The 20,354-nt window shown below is 59.1% G+C and carries 25 protein-coding genes (1 of these 25 only partly in view); 10 read left to right on the top strand and 15 right to left on the bottom strand.

The window, feature by feature from the left end; translation table 11 throughout:
• The 3 genes from PY308_RS16360 to PY308_RS16370 all read left to right on the top strand — a co-directional run.
• A protein-coding gene (locus tag PY308_RS16360) for a M23 family metallopeptidase (RefSeq protein ID WP_275784537.1) crosses the window boundary here: on the top strand, nt 1–87 show its 3' portion. Its footprint begins 1,878 nt before the window's first position; the window shows 87 of its 1,965 coding nt (coding positions 1,879–1,965); its start codon lies off the left edge, out of view; the stop codon is at nt 85–87.
• A gap of 210 nt (nt 88–297) precedes the next feature.
• Entirely contained in the window at nt 298–1,044 is a 747-nt protein-coding gene (gene ubiG / locus PY308_RS16365) for a bifunctional 2-polyprenyl-6-hydroxyphenol methylase/3-demethylubiquinol 3-O-methyltransferase UbiG (RefSeq protein ID WP_275784540.1), read from the top strand.
• 26 nt (nt 1,045–1,070) lie between these two features.
• Nucleotides 1,071–1,982 (top strand): DUF3616 domain-containing protein, encoded by a 912-nt coding sequence (locus PY308_RS16370; protein ID WP_275784543.1) that lies wholly within the window; start codon nt 1,071–1,073, stop codon nt 1,980–1,982.
• A gap of 31 nt (nt 1,983–2,013) precedes the next feature.
• Here PY308_RS16370 and PY308_RS16375 read toward each other — a convergent pair whose 3' ends face one another.
• From PY308_RS16375 to PY308_RS16390, 4 genes are read right to left on the bottom strand one after another with little or no spacing between them, the layout of a single operon-like run.
• Complete coding sequence (locus PY308_RS16375; protein ID WP_275784545.1) at nt 2,014–2,442, bottom strand: DUF1178 family protein; 429 nt, start codon at nt 2,440–2,442, stop codon at nt 2,014–2,016.
• Nucleotides 2,439–3,296 (bottom strand): carbon-nitrogen hydrolase family protein, encoded by an 858-nt coding sequence (locus PY308_RS16380; protein ID WP_275784547.1) that lies wholly within the window; start codon nt 3,294–3,296, stop codon nt 2,439–2,441. The genes PY308_RS16375 and PY308_RS16380 overlap by 4 nt, the downstream gene beginning before the upstream one ends.
• An 11-nt stretch (nt 3,297–3,307) precedes the next feature.
• Nucleotides 3,308–3,565: a glutaredoxin 3 gene (gene grxC / locus PY308_RS16385; RefSeq protein WP_275791169.1), complete on the bottom strand. Its 258-nt coding sequence runs from the start codon at nt 3,563–3,565 to the stop codon at nt 3,308–3,310.
• 47 nt (nt 3,566–3,612) lie between these two features.
• The gene (locus PY308_RS16390) at nt 3,613–4,389 is read right to left on the bottom strand and encodes a ComF family protein (protein ID WP_275784549.1); all 777 of its coding nucleotides are present in this window, start codon (nt 4,387–4,389) and stop codon (nt 3,613–3,615) included.
• A 57-nt stretch (nt 4,390–4,446) separates the two neighbouring features.
• Here PY308_RS16390 and PY308_RS16395 point away from each other — a divergent pair, with 57 nt between their 5' ends.
• Entirely contained in the window at nt 4,447–5,334 is an 888-nt protein-coding gene (locus PY308_RS16395) for a methyltransferase domain-containing protein (RefSeq protein WP_275784551.1), read from the top strand.
• A 1-nt stretch (nt 5,335) separates the two neighbouring features.
• Here PY308_RS16395 and PY308_RS16400 read toward each other — a convergent pair whose 3' ends face one another.
• From PY308_RS16400 to PY308_RS16425, 6 genes are all read right to left on the bottom strand, one after another.
• Entirely contained in the window at nt 5,336–5,539 is a 204-nt protein-coding gene (locus PY308_RS16400) for a Flp family type IVb pilin (RefSeq protein ID WP_434064264.1), read from the bottom strand.
• A 93-nt stretch (nt 5,540–5,632) separates the two neighbouring features.
• Nucleotides 5,633–5,953 carry a hypothetical protein gene (locus PY308_RS16405; protein ID WP_275784556.1) on the bottom strand — a complete coding sequence of 107 codons (321 nt, stop codon included), beginning with the start codon at nt 5,951–5,953 and terminating at the stop codon, nt 5,633–5,635.
• Nucleotides 5,954–6,135: 182 nt separating this feature from the next.
• Nucleotides 6,136–6,549 (bottom strand): 8-oxo-dGTP diphosphatase MutT, encoded by a 414-nt coding sequence (gene mutT, locus PY308_RS16410; RefSeq protein ID WP_275791170.1) that lies wholly within the window; start codon nt 6,547–6,549, stop codon nt 6,136–6,138.
• Nucleotides 6,549–7,349, bottom strand: coding sequence for a GNAT family N-acetyltransferase (locus PY308_RS16415; RefSeq protein ID WP_275784558.1), 801 nt, complete (start codon nt 7,347–7,349; stop codon nt 6,549–6,551). The genes mutT and PY308_RS16415 overlap by 1 nt, the downstream gene beginning before the upstream one ends.
• Nucleotides 7,330–8,571, bottom strand: a complete 1,242-nt coding sequence (gene argJ / locus PY308_RS16420; protein ID WP_275784559.1) for a bifunctional glutamate N-acetyltransferase/amino-acid acetyltransferase ArgJ — start codon at nt 8,569–8,571, stop codon at nt 7,330–7,332. The genes PY308_RS16415 and argJ overlap by 20 nt, the downstream gene beginning before the upstream one ends.
• A 145-nt stretch (nt 8,572–8,716) precedes the next feature.
• Nucleotides 8,717–9,577: a peptidylprolyl isomerase gene (locus PY308_RS16425; RefSeq protein WP_275784560.1), complete on the bottom strand. Its 861-nt coding sequence runs from the start codon at nt 9,575–9,577 to the stop codon at nt 8,717–8,719.
• Nucleotides 9,578–9,810: 233 nt separating this feature from the next.
• Here PY308_RS16425 and secA point away from each other — a divergent pair, with 233 nt between their 5' ends.
• The 3 genes from secA (at nt 9,811) to PY308_RS16440 (ending at nt 15,623) form a co-directional block, all read left to right on the top strand.
• A complete protein-coding gene (secA, locus tag PY308_RS16430) occupies nt 9,811–12,522 on the top strand; it encodes a preprotein translocase subunit SecA (RefSeq protein WP_275784562.1) in 2,712 nt (903 codons plus the stop codon).
• Between the two features lie 399 nt (nt 12,523–12,921).
• Nucleotides 12,922–14,343 (top strand): lipopolysaccharide biosynthesis protein, encoded by a 1,422-nt coding sequence (locus PY308_RS16435; RefSeq protein ID WP_275791171.1) that lies wholly within the window; start codon nt 12,922–12,924, stop codon nt 14,341–14,343.
• Complete coding sequence (locus tag PY308_RS16440) at nt 14,340–15,623, top strand: GNAT family N-acetyltransferase (RefSeq protein ID WP_275784564.1); 1,284 nt, start codon at nt 14,340–14,342, stop codon at nt 15,621–15,623. Before PY308_RS16435 ends, PY308_RS16440 begins: the two co-directional genes overlap by 4 nt.
• Here the strand turns inward: PY308_RS16440 and PY308_RS16445 are convergent.
• The 4 genes from PY308_RS16445 to PY308_RS16460 form a co-directional block, all read right to left on the bottom strand.
• Nucleotides 15,616–17,253, bottom strand: coding sequence for an AMP-binding protein (locus tag PY308_RS16445; RefSeq protein ID WP_275784566.1), 1,638 nt, complete (start codon nt 17,251–17,253; stop codon nt 15,616–15,618). The genes PY308_RS16440 and PY308_RS16445 overlap by 8 nt on opposite strands.
• Before the next feature lie 109 nt (nt 17,254–17,362).
• Nucleotides 17,363–17,584 (bottom strand): hypothetical protein, encoded by a 222-nt coding sequence (locus tag PY308_RS16450; RefSeq protein WP_275784568.1) that lies wholly within the window; start codon nt 17,582–17,584, stop codon nt 17,363–17,365.
• 426 nt (nt 17,585–18,010) lie between these two features.
• Complete coding sequence (locus PY308_RS16455) at nt 18,011–18,244, bottom strand: DUF6894 family protein (protein ID WP_275784571.1); 234 nt, start codon at nt 18,242–18,244, stop codon at nt 18,011–18,013.
• A gap of 2 nt (nt 18,245–18,246) precedes the next feature.
• The gene (locus tag PY308_RS16460; protein WP_275784572.1) at nt 18,247–18,429 is read right to left on the bottom strand and encodes a hypothetical protein; all 183 of its coding nucleotides are present in this window, start codon (nt 18,427–18,429) and stop codon (nt 18,247–18,249) included.
• A 182-nt stretch (nt 18,430–18,611) separates the two neighbouring features.
• On the opposite strand from PY308_RS16460, the gene PY308_RS16465 reads away from it, so the two are divergent.
• From PY308_RS16465 to PY308_RS16475, 3 genes are all read left to right on the top strand, one after another.
• Nucleotides 18,612–18,761 (top strand): hypothetical protein, encoded by a 150-nt coding sequence (locus PY308_RS16465; RefSeq protein WP_275784575.1) that lies wholly within the window; start codon nt 18,612–18,614, stop codon nt 18,759–18,761.
• 135 nt (nt 18,762–18,896) lie between these two features.
• Nucleotides 18,897–19,616 (top strand): Crp/Fnr family transcriptional regulator, encoded by a 720-nt coding sequence (locus PY308_RS16470; protein ID WP_275784578.1) that lies wholly within the window; start codon nt 18,897–18,899, stop codon nt 19,614–19,616.
• Nucleotides 19,617–19,690: 74 nt separating this feature from the next.
• Nucleotides 19,691–19,894 (top strand): hypothetical protein, encoded by a 204-nt coding sequence (locus PY308_RS16475; protein WP_275784581.1) that lies wholly within the window; start codon nt 19,691–19,693, stop codon nt 19,892–19,894.
• A 31-nt stretch (nt 19,895–19,925) separates the two neighbouring features.
• Here PY308_RS16475 and PY308_RS16480 read toward each other — a convergent pair whose 3' ends face one another.
• On the bottom strand, nt 19,926–20,312 hold the full coding sequence (locus tag PY308_RS16480; protein WP_275784584.1) for a response regulator: 387 nt from the start codon (nt 20,310–20,312) through the stop codon (nt 19,926–19,928).
• Nucleotides 20,313–20,354: the final 42 nt, after the last annotated feature.

The following is a 20,354-nucleotide window of genomic DNA, read 5'->3' on the forward strand; positions in this document are numbered from 1 at the left end:
CTTGCACAGTTCGAAAAGGAACGCTCGCGCATCGACGAACTCTTGGCCAAGGACAATGGCGGCGCGGAACTGGCGGCGACACAGTAAAAGATCGTCGGAGCCGGAGACGGATGTCCCGCTCCTTGCAAAACGGTTACGAGAAGTTGCAACCGCAGCAAACCGTAAATCGCAATTCGATACGCCGACATTCGGCCGTTGCTCGGAGCAGCGCCGATCGCCGCAGCCTCTGCCCGACCCTTGACTTTCGCCCCCCACCGTCCGACTTCCAGTGCGGACAAGTTTTACGGAGCAAATGCCATGAGCGACGCTGCCCGCAGTACAATCGATCAGGCGGAAATCGACCGGTTTTCGGCCATGGCCGCCGAGTGGTGGGATCCGAAAGGAAAATTCAGGCCGCTGCACAAGTTTAATCCGGTGCGGCTCGCCTATATCCGTGAGCACGTCTCGGACAATTTTAGTCGTGACGCCAAAGCGCCGCAGCCGCTGAAGGGTTTGCGCGTTCTTGATATCGGTTGCGGTGGCGGGCTGCTGTCCGAGCCGATGGCCCGCATGGGGGCCGACGTCATCGGCGCAGACGCCTCGGAAAAAAACATCATGATCGCCAAGGCTCATGCGGCTGGCAGCGGCGTCCCTGTTGATTACCGTGCCGTCACAGCAGAAGCACTGGCCGCGGCGGGCGAAACCTTCGACGTCGTTCTGAACATGGAAGTGGTCGAGCATGTCGCGGATGTCGAATTCTTCATGACGACCTGCGCGTCCATGGTCCGCCCCGGAGGGCTGATGTTCGTCGCCACCATCAACCGCACCCTGAAGGCCGCGGCCCTTGCGATCTTCGCTGCCGAAAACATCCTGCGTTGGCTGCCGCGCGGCACCCATCAATACGAGAAGCTGGTCCGACCGCAGGAACTGGAAAAGCCGATCCATTCGAGCGGCATGCAGGTGACGGCTCGCACCGGTGTATTCTTCTCGCCGCTCTCCAACCAGTGGTGTCTGTCCAAGGACATGGACGTCAACTACATGCTCGTTGCCAAACGGCCAGCATGACCCCGGTCCATAGGAGGACGGATATCTTGACGGCACTGCCGCTGCAGACATTTTTCAACGCCAGCGCCCAGCCCGGGCAATCGGAACCGTTTCTCTATTCCGGTCTTTTCGAAGCCTCTGCGGCTACCGCTTTGGAGCATGATCATTTCGTCGTTGCCAGCGATGAAATCAACAGGCTCCAGATCTACAGGCGCGGTACCTCGGGCCCTGTCGGGTCGGTGCAGCTGAAAAAATTCATCGGCAGCCTCAAATCCGACATCGAAGCCAGTGCTCGCATCGGCAGGCGCATCTACTGGATTACCTCCCATTCACGCAAGGACGGCAGCAAGGGCGGCGCCAAGAAACGCTCCGTTCTGTTTGCAACCAAAATTGGTGGCAAAGGCGGCCCTCCAAAACTGAGGGGCGTCGGTACGCCACACCGGAAACTGCGCAAAGCGATCCGAAACGCAACCGGGATCGAACCGAGACACATCAACATCGAAGGCCTCGCCGACACGTCGGAGGGCATGCTGCTCATCGGTTTCCGCAGCCCCCTGGCGAGCAACGGCAACGCGCTCGTCCTTCCGCTGAAAAACCCGGCCGCTGTCACGCAAAAGGGCCGTTCCCCGCGTTTTGGTAAATTGCTTGAACTTGATCTGGGCGGCCTTGGCATCCGCAGCATCGACAGGCTCGACATGGCCGATGCCTCCTATCTGATCCTTGCCGGCCCGCAAACGGACGAAGGCGATCGTTTCGCGCTCTATTCCTGGACTGGCGGAACAGAAGCTCCGGTGCAAATCTCAGAACTTAAGATCAATGATTTCAAGGCGGAGGCTCTGGTTTTCTATCCGGAAAGCCGGACGATCCAGATCCTCAGCGATGACGGAACGGCAATGCATGACGATGAAAAAACCCCGGAACAGGAGCGCCGATTCCGCAGCATCGACATGCATTACTGAGGGAGGGCAAACTCTTCTGTGTCAGATGGGGTCAGTTGACATCGTCGGGCAGCACCGGCAGCGGTGCGATCTCGATACCCTCGTCAAGAAGCGACCGCACTTCGTCCACGGAGGCCTTGCCTATCAAGCCGCGTTGCTCGGCTTCGCCGTAATGGATCTTGCGGGCCTCTTCAGGAAACTTTTCGCCGACATCCACCGCGTTCTCGCGGATCGCCGTCACCAGTTCCCGGATCTTTCCGATGGCTTCCTTGCGGGCCTTGTCCATCATGAGGACCTGGGACTCGTCGCGTTTCCGGCTGGTGGATACCGACGGCGCCATCAGCTCTTTTCCGATTGCAGCGGAGCCGCAGACCGGGCAGGAGACCAAGCCCAGTTCGGCCTGGCGGTCGAAATCCGCACCGGAGGAAAACCAGCCCTCGAAGGCGTGGCCGGTGTCGCAGGACAGCGTGTATTTGATCAAGCCGCCACACCTCCGGCGGCAGACAACGGCACTTCATCCAGCGAAAAAACGCGACCGTTCTTCAGGTTGGGAATTTTGCCCCGTGCCGCCGCAACGGCAGCGACATTGATGTCGGCGACAATGATGCCCTCGCCGGTTCCGCCGGCAGAAGCAAGCACCGCGCCCCAGGGGTCGATGATCATCGAATGACCATAGGTCTCCCGGCCATCCTCATGCAGCCCGGCCTGTGCGGCAGCGATGACGAACATGCCGTTCTCGATTGCCCTCGCCCGAAGCAGCACGGCCCAATGCGCCTCACCTGTCTGGCGCGTAAAGGCCGCGGGCACGGACATGATCTCGGCCCCGGCCTGGGCCTGCATACGGAAAAGATCCGGAAAACGAATATCGTAGCAGATGGCGCAGCCAAGCTTTCCGAACGGAAGGTTGATCAGGCGCGCCGTAGCCCCCGGCGTATAGGCGGAGCTTTCGCGCCAGCTCTCGCCATTGTCGAGATCGACATCGAACATATGGATCTTGTCATAATGCGAGATCTTGCCGCCGTCCGGACCGAACAGAAAGCCGCGATTGGCCATCTTGCCGTCTGCGAGACCGATCGCCGTTGAACCGACATGAAGATAAATGCGCAGTTCGGACGCCAGTTCCGACGCCATCCTGACGATAACGTCGTTTTCCTCGTCCCGTAAATTGGCTTTCATAGCAGCACGGTCGCGCTGCAGGGCGCCGGTCATTTCCGGAGTCTGAATGTAAATGGCCCCATGGCCCGCGGCTTCGCGCACGAGCCTGTCCATTGCCTCGGCATTGCGCTGGGGCTCGACACCCGAGCACATCTGGACGGCAGCAGCTTTGAACGTCATCGCAGATCTCCTCAGGCGGCAAGCATTGCGTCCAGTTTGCCGGCACGATCCAGCGCGTGAAGGTCGTCGCAGCCTCCGACATGGACATCGCCGATAAAAATCTGCGGAAAGGTGGTTCCACCGTTCGAGCGGCTGATCATCTGCTGGCGCAGTTCAGGCGCATAGGTCGCGTCATGCTCCTCGTATTGCGCTCCTTTGGAGTCCAGAAGCTTCTTCGCAGCCGAGCAATAGCCGCAAAACTGACGGGTATAGATGACCACAGAAACCATGATATCGACCTGCTTCTCGGCCGGCCCTTTGCCGGCGCCCATGCCCTTCATATAGGACCGGATATCGCTCTTGCAAAGGTCAAAACCGTGACCTCGACGGCCCCTGCCTTCTTCAAGGCCCGGGTCGCAGCCGAAACCGTCGCTCCTGTCGTGTAGACATCGTCGACCAGAACAAGCCGTTTGCCAAATACCTCAGCCTTGCCCGTTTCCGTTACGGCAAAGGCCCCGCGCACATTGTCTTCGCGCGCCGTCGCGCCCAGCCCGACTTGCTGCATCGTTCGCTTGGTGCGGATAAGACCCGTCGCCAGAAAAGGTTTGCCGGAGAGACGGGCGATGGCGCGTGCAAGTTCGGCCGATTGGTTGAAACGGCGCCGCCAAAGCCGCGTGGCATGCAGCGGAACCGCGATGATCGCGTCCGAAGCCGCAACCCTGCCGTCGCTTGCCCGGATCATCCAGCCGGCCATCATGGGCGCGAGGTCCGTGCGATCGCTGTATTTCAGGCCATGCACCAAGGACTTAGCGATGGTCTCATGAATGACCGCGGATCGCAGCCTGTCGAATACCGGTGGATGGGCAATGGCGTCGGCACAGAGAATGCCCGTCCCGAGATCATGTGAGAATGGCAGGCCAAGCACTTCGCAATAGGGTCGCTCAATTTGCCGCAAACTTGCCCAGCAGGCCGGGCAGGTTGCGTAATGTTCGCCGACCATGCGTCCACATGCGCTGCAAACCGGCGGATAGACAACATCGACCGCTGCGGCCCACAGATTGTGCAGCCTGCTCACGAGCCTCCAACCTGGATTTTCTGACCTGTTCCCTTGCATAAGATTGACTTTACTGCCAGCCAGGCGTCATTGCGACGAGAATCTTGGAGAGCTACCATGGATATCGTTTTCGACCAGGCGCTGATAGAGGCGCGCCGCAAAAGGGCGCTTCTCCACGGTGATCCGAAAGCGCAGTTTCTTCTCGAAATCGCCGCCCGGGAAATTGCCGAGCGACTGAGCGTTGTCGAGCGTCATTTCGAAAAGGCCGTCGAACTCCACGGATATACGGGCCTGACAGCGGCATTGCTGGCACAAACAGGCAAGGTTTCCGAAATCGTCCGGATTGAAACGGACGATGACTTCGCCAAAGAAAAAGACACGCTGACTGCAGCTTCGCTCGAAACCGTGCCGCTGCCGCCGCAATCGGTCAATCTTATCGTCTCGCCGCTGTCGCTGCATCTGACGAACGACACGCCCGGCGTCTTCATTCAGGTGCGCCGTGCCCTGAAGCCGGACGGCCTGTTTCTCGCGGCGATACCGGGCACCGGCACGCTTCAGGAACTGAGGGAAGTGTTGCTTCAGGCCGAAAGCGAGATTTCAGGCGGCGCCAGCCCCCGCGTCATCCCCTTCGCGGATGTTCGCGACATAGGCGCATTGCTGCAGCGTGCCGGCTTTACCCTGCCAGTGGCCGACACCGAGACCTATACCGTTCGCTACGATTCGCTTTTTGGCCTGATGAGAGATCTGAGAGCGATGGGCATGACCAATCCGCTGGCGGCGCGCAGCCGGGCTCCTGTTGACCGGAAATTTTTCGTTCGCGCCGCCCAACTCTACGCCGAGCGGTTTTCTGACCCGGACGGCCGAATCCGTGCAACGTTCTCAATCATCTATATCTCGGGCTGGGCGCCACATGAAAGCCAGCAGAAGCCTTTGAAGCCCGGTTCGGCGAAACAGAGGCTGTCGGATGCACTCCGCACGAACGAGCGACAGCTCAAGGAAAACTGATTTACGTCCCTGCGCCCTGCATTGCTGCCGTAATCGTCTCAAAAACGATGAGCAGTTCGTCCGAGAAGTTCGAGAGACCGGATATCATCGCAACGGAAATGAGCCCAGCGAGCAGGCCGTACTCCACTGCGGTTGCGCCGGAAACGTCAGAAAAAAACCGAAACGAAAATATCTTCATGCGCTCCCAGCCTTGCTTCCCGTGCATTGCCCGGACATACCGGTCCGCGGGATACACATTATGATATCGAGCCTTTAAGGCTGGGGCCGGCAGCGCGCGCGGTAAAGTCGCCGCCACGCGTCAGCAACCGCTCCTGCTCCCGTCTCCATCGATGATGCAAACCGCCCCCGGCATCTCCTGCAGCACACTGCGGCGGACCGTATAGCGCTTGCTGGTGTTGCCGTTCGGAATGGAGCCGGTCGTAATGTTGTCATAGTCGATCGGCGCATCGGCAAGAACCTTGTTCTCGGTCTTTGACGCCAGCATGGGTGTCAAAATGAGAGTGAGAGCGATGACGGCAGTTCCAAACAACAGCGATAGATTGAGTACGCCGGTCCGGCGGCTCTGGCCGGTCGCCAAATCCTTGTCCTGAACCGTTCTCCAGAAATCGTCATCCACCATGTCTGCCTCTCGAATGCCTGCGCCAACCGGAACGGCGGCGGTCACCGCCCTGTCAGCGCCGATACAAAACCGGCGTTCCCACGGGAATTATCGTGAATCTGCACGCCAGCGCATAACCAAGCCCGATTTTGAACGAGGGTGATAAATGTTCGATTAATAAAATCGAAATTTTCCCGTGTAGCTCACAGCAAATCGATCAAATACGGGATGAGCGGCTCGTCTGCCGGGGGCATCGGATAATCGCGCAGGGCCTTGGGCCGGACCCATTTGATGGCCTGCCCTTCACAGCCATGAGCCACGCCTTCATAACGCCGGCAAACATACAGCGGCATCAGCAGGTGGAATGTTTCGTAAGTATGGCTGGCAAAGGTCAGGGGCGCGAGACAGGCCACTTTCGTCTGGATTCCAAGTTCTTCGTCCAGTTCCCGGATCAGCGTCTCCTCCGGCGTCTCGCCCGGCTCGACCTTGCCGCCTGGAAACTCCCAGAGCCCGGCCAGCGATTTTCCTTCGGGGCGTTGCGCCAGCAGAATGCGGCCATCGCCATCGACCAGCGCGCAGGCGGCGACCAGCAGGATCTTCCGGCTTGCTGCTTCCATCACTTGCACGGCCTTCTGTAGCAGTAGCGGTAAACGTCGCGAAACCCGAATTTGCGGTAAAGCGCAATGGCTGGCTCGTTTGCGGCCTCAACCGCCAACCAGCCCGTCCGCGCGCCGCGAAGCCTCGCCCAGCGAAGCGAAGCATTGACGATCGCCGCACCGACTCCCTTCCGCCGAACCTGCGGTGAAACAGCAAGCTGCAGGATACCGGCAAGATCATTGTCCTGCACGGCAAGTGACACGGCAATCGGCCCCAGTTCCTGATCCTCGAACAGAAACAGTCCGCATTCAGGCTTGATAGCATTGATGACTTCGGCAAGACCCGCCTTCTGATCGGGGCTTTCTCCCGATATCTTCAAGCGCGCATCCACGAAGCGGCCGACATCTCGCAAGGGCAGATGTTCGATCGCCTCGGTCGTATCGTTCGGTGGAATATCCGCCATCATCACGATAGACTCGGAAAGGGACAGCCAGCCCTGCCTGTCCATGAGATCGATAAGCTGTGGCGGCGTCAGGGGCGTCTGCCGCACCGTTAACGGCAGGTCGTATTCGGTAAAACGCCGGGCGGCCTTCTCGATCCGGGATTCAACGTCGCGGTAATCGGAAGGGTCAAGCGGATTGAGCGAGTTCAGCCGTTTGGACGCATGCCCCGCCGTCAGCCGAATGAGCCAGCTTCCATCATACTGAACAGAGGTCGCAGGCCAGGCGCGAAAGGCGACCGCTTCGAGGCGGCGAACATTCGGCAGGTCGGCCTTCAGGATTCCATTCCGCACGTTGATGTCAGCTCCGGTAGTCGCCATTGATTTCGACATATTCCTTGGTCAGGTCGCATGTATAGACCGTCGCCCGGCCTGCACCGAGCCCGATTTCGACACGGATTGCGATGTCTTCCTCTTTCATCACGGCAGACGCCGCGTCTTCCGAGTAGGACGGATCGCGCTCCCCTTCGAAGGCAACACGGATATTGCCGAACCAGATCGCCAGCCGGTCCCGGTCGGCCATCTCGCCCGACTTGCCGACAGCCATGACGACGCGGCCCCAATTGGCGTCTTCCCCTGCAACCGCCGTCTTGACCAATGGCGAATTGGCGATCGACAGGGCAATGCGCTTGGCGGCCTCATCGCTTTCCGCGCCTTCGACGGTGACCGCCACCATCTTGCGGCCTCCCTCGCCGTCCCGCACAACCTGGAGCGCCAGATCATGTAACAGGTCGTTCAGGGCCAGACGGAAACCGGCAAGGACCGGATCGGCCGCATCGACGACCTTCTTCTGGCCGTCCTCGGCCGCTGCCGCCGTCGCAAAAAGAAGAAGCGTATCGGATGTCGAGGTGTCGCTGTCGACCGTGACAGAATTGAAGCTGGGGCCGGTCCCTTCGGACAAGAGCACCTGTAGCGCGTCAGGCGCGATATCGGCATCCGTGACGACGAAGGACAGCATCGTCGCCATATCCGGCGCGATCATGCCCGCGCCCTTTGCGATGCCATTTATGATGACGCTTACACCACCGATGTCTGCGCTGCGTGTGGCAACCTTGGGATAGGTATCGGTGGTCATGATGGCCTTGGCGGCTTCGAACCAGAAATCGCCGGTAGCATTCCGGGTCATGTCTCCGAGGACGCCAGCGAATTTGGTGGCGTCCAACGGTTCGCCGATCACCCCGGTCGAGGCCAGAAACACTTCGTCCGTGGCACAGCCGACCGCCTGAGCAGCGGACTGCGCCGTCAGTTCCGTCGCCGCCCTGCCCTTCTTGCCGGTGAAAGCATTCGCATTGCCGGAATTGACGACGACGGCGCGGGCTACGCCGTTCGACAGGTTCTGGCGGCAGAAATCGACGGGCGCGGACGGGCAACGCGAGCGCGTGAAAACACCGGCGACCGCAGCCGGCTCGTCGAAGACCATCAGCAGCACATCCGTGCGGTTCTTGTACTTGATGCCAGCGGCGGCCGTTGCCATGCGCACGCCGCGCACCGGCGGCATATCGACAAAGGATTTCGGGGCGAGCGGCGAAATGGAACCGGACATGATCAACCTGCGCAAACAAAAAGCCCGGAATGCGGGCCAAAACGAAATCCCGAAGAGCTTTCAGCTCCCGGGATTCCGGACAATCTTGGCTTCATCTTGAACCACAAAGACATGACCGCTCCAAGACGAGCGATCCGTCAGGCCCTCAATTCGCCGCTTCTTCCTTGTTGGCCTCGTCATAGGCCTTCTTCAGAGCAGGATCGGTGATATCGACCCCGGCATCGGCCTTCGCCTTGGTCAGAAGCTCGATATATTTGTCGCGCATGACGAGTTGCTTGACCTGCGGTTCGACCTGTTCCAGCGGCGGTGGCGCCTGCTTGCGCTTATCCTCAAGCAGGATGACGTGATAGCCGAACTGTGTCTTGACCGGGGTTTGCGTATACTTGCCCTTCTCCAGCTTGAAGGCTGCCTCGGAGAATTCCGGAACCATGCGGTCCTTGGTGAAGTATCCGAGATCGCCGCCATCGGCCTTGTTCGGATCGGTCGATTTTTCCTTGGCAAGGGTCGCGAAATCCTTGCCGCCATCCAGATCCTTGATGATCGCCTTGGCTTCGTCCTCGGTCTTCACCAGAATGTGACGGGCCTTCGCTTCTTCCTGGGCCGGGATCTTGGCGATTTCGGCATCGTACCGCGCCTTCACTTCGTCCGGCTTGACGGCATCGACCACATGTTTCTTGAAGAAGGCGTTATGCAGTTCGCGCTCCGTCAGATAGGCAAGGCGTTTTTTGAAGGCTGCGTCGTCCTGCAGACCTTCCTTTTCCGCATCCTTGGCCAACAGCTTCACGTCGATCAGCCCGGACAGCGCAGCTGCGCGCTTCTGCTCTTCCGGCAACTGCGCCAGCTGAGGGTCAAGACCCGTCATCGCAAGATCGAGTTCCGACTTGTGAATTGCCGCTCCGGCGACCTTGGCAATGACCGGATCTGCGGCGTCCTGCGCAAACGACGGCGCTTGGACAGCCATGACGGATATCGCGGCAACGGCCGCAAGCAACTTGTATTTCAACATTCTCATACCTTCCAATTCGAGCAGTCGAAGCCTTCGTTTCGGCCAGCAATACTGCTTAACATCACCAGATTGTGGCCGTTGTTAAGCCTGAAAGGCCGCCTCAACTCCCGTTGACATAATTCGACCCCCCTCTTATCTGTCACGCAACCTCGCGTCCAGAACAGTTCCGGGCGTTTTCTAGGATTTCGCGGAAATTCGCCCGCGTTGGCGACATACAAGAAAGGACCATTCTTATGGTCAGTCTCGGCGGCCTCGCCCGCAAAATTTTCGGGTCATCGAACGACCGGCGCGTGCGCGGTTACAAGGCCAAGGTCGATGCCATCAACGCACTGGAAGCCGAAACACAGGCGCTTTCCGATGAGGCGCTGGCAGCAAAGACCGTCGAATTCCGCCAGCAGCTTGCCGACGGCAAGACATTGGATGATCTGCTCGTGCCGGCATTCGCGGTCGTGCGCGAGGCGGCGCGCCGGACGCTGGGCCTGCGCCCCTTCGACGTCCAGCTGATCGGCGGCATCATCCTGCATGAGAAATCGATCGCTGAAATGAAGACGGGTGAAGGCAAGACGCTGGTAGCGACCCTGCCGGTCTATCTCAATGCGCTCGCCGGCCGCGGTGTGCATGTCGTGACCGTCAACGACTACCTCGCCGCCCGCGACTCGGCGACCATGAACCGCATATATTCGTTTCTCGGCATGACCACAGGCGTCATTGTTCACGGCCTGAACGATGACCAGCGCCGCGAGGCCTATGCCTGCGATATCACCTACGCCACAAATAACGAGCTCGGCTTCGACTATCTCCGCGACAACATGAAATATGAGCGCAACCAGATGGTTCAGCGCGGCCATTTCTTTGCGATCGTTGATGAAGTGGACTCGATCCTTGTCGATGAGGCGCGGACCCCGCTGATCATCTCGGGACCGCTTGACGACCGCTCGGATCTCTACAATACGATTGATGCCTTCATTCCGCTCCTGTCGCCGGAGGATTACGAAATCGACGAGAAGCAGCGCTCGGCGAACTTCTCCGAGGACGGCACGGAAAAGCTCGAAAATCTTTTACGGCAGGCCAATCTGCTGAAGGGCGAAACACTCTACGACATCGAGAATGTCGCCATCGTCCATCACGTCAACAATGCGCTGAAAGCGCATAAGCTGTTCCAGAAGGACAAGGACTACATTGTTCGTAACGACGAGATCGTCATCATCGACGAGTTCACCGGCCGTATGATGCCGGGCCGCCGCTATTCGGAAGGTCAGCATCAGGCGCTGGAAGCGAAGGAAAAAGTGGCTATCCAGCCGGAAAATCAGACGCTAGCCTCCGTCACCTTCCAGAACTACTTCCGCATGTATGAAAAGCTTGGCGGCATGACCGGCACCGCCTCGACCGAAGCTGAGGAATTCGGTAACATCTATGGCCTCGAGGTTGTGGAAGTACCGACCAATCTGCCGATCAAGCGCATCGACGAGGACGACGAGGTCTATCGGACCACCGAAGAAAAGTTCAAGGCCATCATCGCCGAGATCATGGACAGCCACAAGCGCAGCCAGCCGGTTCTGGTGGGCACCACCTCGATCGAGAAATCCGAGTTGCTGGCCGGGCTTCTGAAGCAGACCGGCTTTACCGATTTCCAGGTTCTCAACGCCCGCTATCACGAGCAGGAGGCCTATATCGTTTCCCAGGCCGGCGTTCCCGGTGCGGTAACGATCGCCACCAACATGGCGGGCCGCGGCACCGACATCCAGCTCGGCGGCAACCTTGAGATGCGCATCGCCGCCGAACTGGGCGACATGGAGCACGGACCTGAGCGTGACGCCAAGGAAGCCGCGATCAAGGCCGAAGTCCAGCGCCTGAAGGACGTCGCGCTTGCCGCCGGCGGCCTTTACGTTCTGGCCACCGAACGCCACGAAAGTCGCCGCATCGACAACCAGCTGCGTGGCCGTTCGGGCCGTCAGGGCGATCCGGGTCGCTCGAAATTCTTCCTGTCCCTGCAGGACGACCTGATGCGGATCTTCGGCTCCGACCGCATGGACGGCATGCTGCAGAAGCTCGGCCTCAAGGAAGGCGAATCCATCGTTCATCCCTGGATCAACAAGGCCCTGGAGCGCGCGCAGAAGAAGGTCGAGGCCCGCAACTTCGACACCCGCAAGAACCTCCTGAAATATGACGACGTGCTCAACGATCAGCGCAAGGTGATCTTCGAGCAGCGTATCGAACTGATGGATGCCACCGATATTTCCGAAACCGTGGCCGACATGCGCCACGAGGTCATCGACGATATCGTGACCAAGCGTATCCCGGAAAAGGCCTATGCCGAGCAATGGGACGTTCAGGGTCTGAAGACCGACGTTCAGAATTCCCTCAATCTCGACCTGCCGATCGTCGAATGGGCGGCCGAGGAAGGCATCGATGACAGCGATATCCGCGAGCGCATCACGGCGGAAGCAGACAAGGCCGCCGCGGATCGTGCCGAGCGTTTCGGGGCCGAGATCATGCTCTACGTCGAACGCTCGGTGGTCCTGCAGACGATTGACCATCTGTGGCGCGAACACATCGTCAATCTCGACCATCTGCGCTCCGTCGTCGGCTTCCGCGGCTATGCCCAGCGCGACCCTTTGCAGGAATACAAGTCTGAAGCCTTCGAACTTTTCCAGGCCCTTCTGGCGAACCTTCGCCAGGCTGTAACGGCGCAGTTGATGCGTGTGGAACTGGTGCGCGAAGCCGCCGAAGCCCCGCAGCCGGTGCCACCGGAGATGGTGGGCCATCATATCGATCCGCTGACCGGCGAAGACGATTTCGGGGCGAGTGCCGGACTGAACTTCGTCGAACCGCAGAACCGCGATCCACAGGATCCCTCAAGCTGGGGCAAGGTTTCCCGCAACGAGCCCTGCCCCTGCGGTTCGGGCAAGAAGTACAAGCATTGCCACGGCGCGTTCGAAGCGTAGTTTGCTCGATACCTTGCATTTACGACGTGCAGGGTTTATTTCTGGAGTGGCAGACGGGACGGCTATCCCGCCTGCCTTGAACTTATTTTGTGAAATTGACCCGAACGGCTATCGACCAGCCCGTTCGGGTTTTTCGCATAATAAGCGCGATACTAAATGGTTTTTGCCACATAGATCACCTCCAGATTCGACGGCAAGGCTGTTACCTCAGCCGGGAAGCCCGTCTTCCCGGTGGCGCAAGCTGATATCGCGCACTCTGCTTCTGCCGCCGAATGCAACTGACAATAGCACAACGGTTGCTTTTGTCAGCAAAGCCGCCTTTGCAACCTCACTGTTTGTTAACGCTGTTGTGGCAAGACTGGTGACCTGTATTGCGTAGTTTCGGGTACTTTCTTGTTCATGGCAGCGTGTCACACGGCCGGACGTTTATTGCCGCCCGCATTGCGGGACCGGTTGTCGCCGTTGTTCGCCAGGCTCGAGCCGGTTCTCACCAGCAGCGATGCGAAATATCTTGCGCAGCGAACCGCACTTGTCGCCTTTGCCATACGTGTCGTCAGCGCCGCGATCGCTTTCGTGTCCCAAATCATTCTCGCCCGCATCATGGGCGAATTCGAATATGGCATTTTCGTTTTCGTCTGGGTGCTGGTCGTCCTGTTCGGCAATCTTTCCTGCCTCGGCTTTCACACCGCCATCATCCGTTTCCTGCCGCAATACCACGCGCGGGATGCCCTGCCCGAAATCCGGGGACTGACGACGACGGTGCGCGTTTTTGCCCTCCTGTCGGCAACGGCGCTGGCGGCAGTCGGGATCGCTGGCCTCTGGCTTTTCGGCGACACCATCGACGCCTTTTATCTCGTGCCGCTTTATCTCGGGATATTTTCCCTGCCAATGATTGCCCTGGGCGATGTCATGGATGGCACGTCACGGGCGCATAGCTGGGCAGTCTCGGCGCTAAGCCCGACCTACCTCATCCGCCCGCTTCTCATTCTCGGTTTCATGATGCTCGCCATTGCCGGCGGGGAGCCACATAGCGCCCGAACAGCCATGATCGCGGCGATGGCCGCCACCTATGTGACGACCGTCACGCAATTTTTCATTCTCGGCAGACGGTTGCGGCGACGATACTTGAAGGGGCCACACCGCATCGAATTCGGCACATGGATCCGGGTGGCGCTGCCGATCTTCCTGATCGAGGGCTTTGGCTTCATGCTGACCAATTCCGACGTGATCATCGTCGGCCTTTACCTTGATCCGCAAAGCGTCGCCATTTATTTCGCCGCAGCAAAAACCATGGCGCTGGTGCATTTCGTGATGTTCTCGGTCAAGGCTGCGGCGTCGCCACGCTTTTCGGCGGCCATGGCGGATCCGGATCGACAGCAGCTCGCCGTCATTGCCATCGAGAGCGCCAAATGGTCCTTCTGGCCGTCGCTGATCGTGGGCGGAGCGGTGCTGGCCTGCGGCACGCTGTTGCTGTCCCTGTTTGGTGCGGCCTTCGTTTCCGGTTATCCGCTGATGGCGATCCTGTTTGCAGGGATCATGGCAAAAGCGCTTGTCGGACCTGCCGAGGCCTTTCTGACCATGGCCGGGCAGCAGACGCTCTGTGTCTTTCTCTACGCTGGCGCGCTTCTTGCGAATCTGGCCCTCAACGCCACGCTCATACCGCTTTTCGGTCTCACCGGCGCGGCACTTGCCACGACAGGCGCGATGATCGTCGAAGCCACACTTCTTCATATCGCGGTCCGCCGCACGTTCGGTATCGTCCTTTTCGCCTTTGCCGATCCGCACGCAAGACTCATCAAACCGGAGGCAGCCCGATCATGACTGGCAACCAGCATATTCCGGATGACGCCAACAGCCGTTCGGCCCGTGTTCTCGGCGGCCTCGTGCCGCCGCCGCCTGCTCGCCCCCTTGCCGAAAACACGATCGCGATCGGCCGTCCGGGCCGGGAACTTTGCGTCTATCCCGCCCGCCACGGCTACGAATTGCAGGCCGAACTGGACTTTCTGTCCCATCGGGCCTTGGAGCCCAACGTGTTCTTCACCGGGCGCTTCCTCGCTCCCGCCATGCCGCGACTGGAGGACCGGATCATCCGTCTGGCCCTGATCCGCGACAATGACGAGCGTCGCAGCCGGATCCGTTTCCTCATGCCGTTCTCAATCGAAAAACCCGGATTTTCCATGGGCGCGGCCATCATTCGCGCCTGGTCGAACCCCTTCGGACCGCTGGGTGTACCATTGCTCGATGCGGAGGAAGCGGCAGAGACGATCGACAATCTTTACGAAGCGCTCGCCGACCCCTCGGCTGGAATGCCCGGCGTCCTCGTCCTGCCTGATATTCGGCTGAAGGGAAAATTCGCCCAGATGGCGCGCGCGGTTGCCATCGGCCGCAACCTGCCGCTCACCGTCACGGACACGTTTACCCGACCCATGCTGGAAAGCCTTCAGGACGGCGATACCTATCTGAGCCAGGCCATAAGCTCGCACCACGTGCGCGAACTTCGGCGCCAATGGAAAAATCTGAGCCTGCTTGGGCCCCTCTCCTACAATGTGGCGCGCCAGCCGACGGAAATCCGGCTGCGCATGGAGGAATTTCTTGCGCTGGAGGCAAGCGGCTGGAAGGGGCGGCAGCGCACGGCCATGGTGCTCGATCGATACCGCGCCGCCTTTGCGCGGGAGGCGATCACCAATCTTGCCGAAGCCGACAGCGTCCGCATCCACACGATCGACCTCAACGGCACAGCCATCGCGTCGATGATTGTTTTCATGATGGGCGGTGACGCCTATACTTGGAAGACGGCCTTTGACGAAGCCTACGCAAAATATTCGCCCGGCAAGCTTCTGATGACGGAATTGACCGAGTGGCATCTCGACGACGCCAACATCGTTCGCTCAGACAGTTGCGCCGTGCCGGATCACCCGGTGATGAGCCGCTTCTGGCAGGAGCGCGAGGATATGGGCACGCTGGTGATCGGTCTTGCCCAGAACCGTGACCGCGATGTGCGGCAGGTTGCGGCGCAGTTGCATCTCTACCGCAATACCCGCAACATGGCGCGGCTGCTACGCGACAAGATCAGGGCACTGGCGCCACGCCGGTCTAAGTAGCACCGGCATCCGCTGCCGCCCGTTCGCGCAGCAGGCGTCGAATGACCTTTCCCGAGGTCGTCAGGGGCAGGCTGTCGACGAATTCGATTTCGCGCGGATATTCGTGCATGGACAGCCGGCTCTTGACCCAGTCGCGAATCTCCGCGGCAAGATCCGGGCTCGCCACCTGTCCGGGCTTCAGGACGATATAAGCCTTGACGATCTCCGTGCGCACGGGATCCGGTTTCCCGATGGCTGCTGCAAGTTGAACCGACGGATGGCCGGCGAGACAGTCCTCGATTTCCCCCGGGCCGATCCTGTACCCGGACGACGTAATCACATCGTCATCGCGCCCGAAAAAGGTGATATAACCTTCGCTATCCATGACACCCTGGTCGCCTGTCGTCATCCAGTCGCCGATGAATTTGGCGGTCGTCGCCGCCTCGTTACGCCAGTAGCCAAGGAACATCACAGGATCGGGCCGACGAACGGCAACCTGTCCGACTTCATCGACGCCGAGTGCGCGCCCATTGAGATCGATGATGGCAACCTCGTGTCCGGGCGCAGGCTTTCCCATCGAGCCAGGTTTCAGAACACCGAGATTGGCCGCGGACGACACAACGATGTTGCATTCGGTCTGCCCATAAAACTCGTTGACCGGAACGCCGAAGGCTGCGCTTGCCTGTTCGAAGGTTTCGCGCCCGAGCGCCTCCCCGGCCGAGCCGATCGTGCGCAGATTGAGCGTGTAGATCGAGCGGGGATTTTCGATCGCCTTCATCAGGCGAAGGGCTGTCGGGGGAATGAAGGCGTTGCGAACATCCATCTCTTCCAAAATGCGGAATGCCGTGTGCGGATCGAACTTCTGTCCGGGCGAAGAAACGACGGGGACGCCCAGCATCAGCGATGGCAGGAGCGCATTCAAAAGCCCCCCGGCCCAGGCCCAGTCGGCCGGCGTCCACATCCTGTCGCCCGGCTGAGGCAGAAAGGCGTGGTGGAACTGGAAGCCGGGAATATGGCCGAGCAGGACACGGTGTCCATGCAAGGTGCCCTTGGGCGGCCCGGTCGTTCCGGACGTATAGATCATCAGGGCCGGATCGTCCGGTGCCGTATCGGCGGGAACGAAATCTGCCGCGTCATGGCTGGACACGTCATCAAACGACACGGTGCCGGACGCTTCGTCCTCGGTCAGAATGATCGATTTCAAATCCGGCAGGCGATTCCGGACAGCAGCCAGCCTCTCCAGTCCGAACCTGTTGGTGACGACAGCACAGGCACCTGCGTCCCGGAGGCGGTACTCCAGCGCCTCGGCCCCGAAAAGCAATGCGAGCGGCAGGGCAATGGCCCCGAGCTTGTAAATGGCGGCGTGGGCAATGGCAGTCTCGAAGCATTGCGGCAACAGAATTGCGACCCGGTCTCCCGTGCAACAGCCCTGCGCGAGAAGCCCTGCGGCAAAGGAGGACGACCGCAGCGCGAAGTCGCCATATGACAGCGAGAGGTGCCGCCCGTCCGGACTGAAATGCTGCAGGCATATGCGCTCGGGCTCATGCAACGCCCAGGCATCGCTTACGGCCGTGCCGATATTGAACGTCTCCGGAATCTGCCAGCAGAAATCACGCCGCAAACTCTCATAGGTCTCTCGGATCGGAAGCATGGGTCGCCGTCAAATACTGTTGCATTGCGACTAGCATTTTCGGCCCACAAATCCAATTGTCTTACGACAGCCGGATTTTGCGCGAGAAGCACAGATCAGATGGCCAGCATCAGGAGAACGTGATCTCCGTGGCGTCCCGGCTGCTCAGGGCACCCAGAATTTCGTCCTGGGTCGTATAGCCGGCCAGGAAAAGATCAATGACCACGCTGGCCGCGCTGACGCCTTCCTGACTGCGTAAACGGATGCTGCGCTCGGCGCACCATGAAAAAAGCGCGCCGGACAGTGCTTCGACTTCTTCAAACGCCGTACCGGATGTAACAGTCTGGAACATTCCCACTCTCCCTTTTTCGCAGCCGGGGGCCGAATTTCTCACAGATTGAGCACGGAATGCACGTTTAGCAATCGCGATGCAGGATACAGGTTAACGCCTCCACATACGTGTCTGGTTTTGGCACAAAGGGCGCATGGTCGAGTGCACGCTCGCCTCTCTCACCTTTGCCGGACGCCGGCTCAGAGATTTTCGCGATCCAATCCAACGTTCAAGCCACCTGGCGGAACAAACGCGGATCGCTGCGGTTTCCATACCGGGAGGAAGACTGAGATGAACACTTTCATTTTCTTTACTGCAGGCGCATTACCGCTCATTGCCGTCCTGGCGATACTGTGGATCGGCCCGATCTGGCGTGGCCCGCGAAACTGACGGAGGCCTATCGCTCTGGTTCGGCTTCGTTGGCGCAAGCCTTCGAACAAGGCGAAACTACGGGTACGCGATCTCAAGCCTAAGAGAAACCTTGGCGAGCGGCACGTGATGTTCGTCCTCCAACTGCACTTCCAAAATGCTGTTCTGATTACTCGGGAGACCGTCGCGGGCGATTTCGGCAAGCACGATCTTCGCCTGTGCAACGGCAACCTCGAGATCAGTAAACTCGAAGGGCTCATCTCCCGGCATCACGCCATCGTTGTCAGTCACTTGAAAGTAAAAGAAAGCCATCATCAACCCCGATCGCTGGAGGTCTCCACCCAGCCCTGTTTGCGGCAATAGATTTCAGCGGCGGCCAAGGCTGTCTGGCGGTCTGCGAACGGGCCGGGAAGAATATGCGCTCGCCCCTCGCAGTGCACGAGGACTGTTTTGTCTACCGTATCGAAAACAATGGTCATATCTTTCGGCTGCTTCATGTCCGTCTCCACGCGTCCTGCGTCAAAACAGGCGGGAGAGCACATAGTTCCTGAAATTTCCACCATACCGAGGCGAGAGAGTGTCTCACCGATAGCGCAGTTTGGCGCACATGGCTGAGGAGTTCACCTGCGATGGGAACAAAACAACCTTGTGGTTGTTCTTTTTAAAAGGAGATCGCAAAATGGAAAACTACGTTTGGCTTTTTGCTATTATCGGCGGCACTACGATTCTAGGTCTGGCGCTAGCGTACGGGACAATTAGACAACACCGCTTATCGGCCGTGAAGCAGCAGCGTCAGGACGACAAGGTCGACCAGCTTTATAAACGATAAACAGTCGCGATCCTTAGGCGGTGTCACAACGCCGCCTCGCATTCACCATCCGCCAATTCGGATACGGTGAAATTCTTGTCGATCTTGCAAAGGCTGTGCAAGGCTTCTCCTATTGAGGGGACTTTGGAGACTGCTGTGATCAATCCACTGATTTCCAATTTGAAATCACATGATACGCTGACGCTGCATGAGGAAAAGGTACTCAGTCGGTTGTTCACGCGCGACAAGCGCGTCCTCGTCGATGAGGATATTGTACTTCAAGGGTCGCGCCCGCCTTTCAGTACGCTGCTTCTGGAAGGCATCTCTGCGCGCTACCGGGTCATGGAAGACGGCAGTCGGCAGATAACGGCTATCAACATCGCCGGGGATTTTGTTGATCTCCACGCTTTCATGGTCAAGACCATGGATCATGGCATCGTCGCCTTGACACCATGTCATATCGCTTTCGCAGATCATTCCGACCTGAAAATCCTGACCGAGCAGGAGCCCCATCTAACGCGGCTTTTCTGGCTCACGACCGTCATCGACGCCGCGATTCATCGAGAATGGATTGTCGCGATGGGCAGGAGAACAAAGAAAGCCCATCTGGCACATCTTGTCTGCGAGTTGTTTCTCCGCTTACAGGTCGTGGGGCTTACCATAGGAAGAAGCTTTTCGCTCCCTTTGTCGCAGGTGGAGCTCGCCGATGTTCTCGGCCTGTCGGTCGTGCATCTGAACAAGACGCTGCAGGGCCTGCGCAAAGATGGTGTATTGACCTGGGCCGACCGCACTGTGGAAATTTTCGACTGGGATCGGCTGCTGGAAATTGCAGAGTTCGATGCGACTTATCTCAACCTGGCCGTCGAGCCACGGTAGCGGCACGAAACGACACTCACGTGATTAAAAAGTTAAATGCGGGGCCCCTCAGAGCCGTGGCAAGGTGATGTCAATTGCAACAATGGATCGACGAATTGGCGAAAGAGGAAAAAGAGAAAACGACCCGTGGGTCTTCCCCCCGGGGCGAATTTGAGAAATCAAAAGCATATGCGCTTGCGGAACAGGCGGCTCAAGCAGCTAAGCGGCAGATCAAAACGGAGGCCCTGCGTGCACTTCGTCTTGGTGTTCGAGGAAAGCGCGAGACAGATGAAGCATGACAAGGGAGCGTGAAACCCCGTGGCACAAACATTAGATTTGCGTACCAGTTCCACCGTTGATCAGTTGAGAGATCGCGGTGACCAGTTGGGCCATTGCAAAGGGCTTCTGTAGAATAAGACTGTTGGGCACTCCTTTAGACGCCCAATCGTGGGCGCTGTCACCCGTCATATAAACGACCGGCATCTCCGGCGTATGCTCACGGGCACGCTGGGCCACTTGCCAGCCGGAGATTTTCGACCCCAGGCGAATATCGGTGATCACGCCTTTGAAACGCGCAGCATCTGCATCCAGTTCAGTCGTGGCGGCGTCGCCGCTCGATACAAACAGCACGGCATAGCCGGCCTCTTCCAGGGCGTCCTCGATTGCCAAATGAAGAAGGGGCTCGTCTTCCACCACCAGCAGGAGCGGCTTTTCCATAGAACTATGATCCTAAGCACTGCGTCATTTCATAACAGGAAG

The organism is Pararhizobium gei (assembly GCF_029223885.1).
Taxonomy (GTDB): Bacteria; Pseudomonadota; Alphaproteobacteria; order Rhizobiales; family Rhizobiaceae; genus Pararhizobium; species Pararhizobium gei.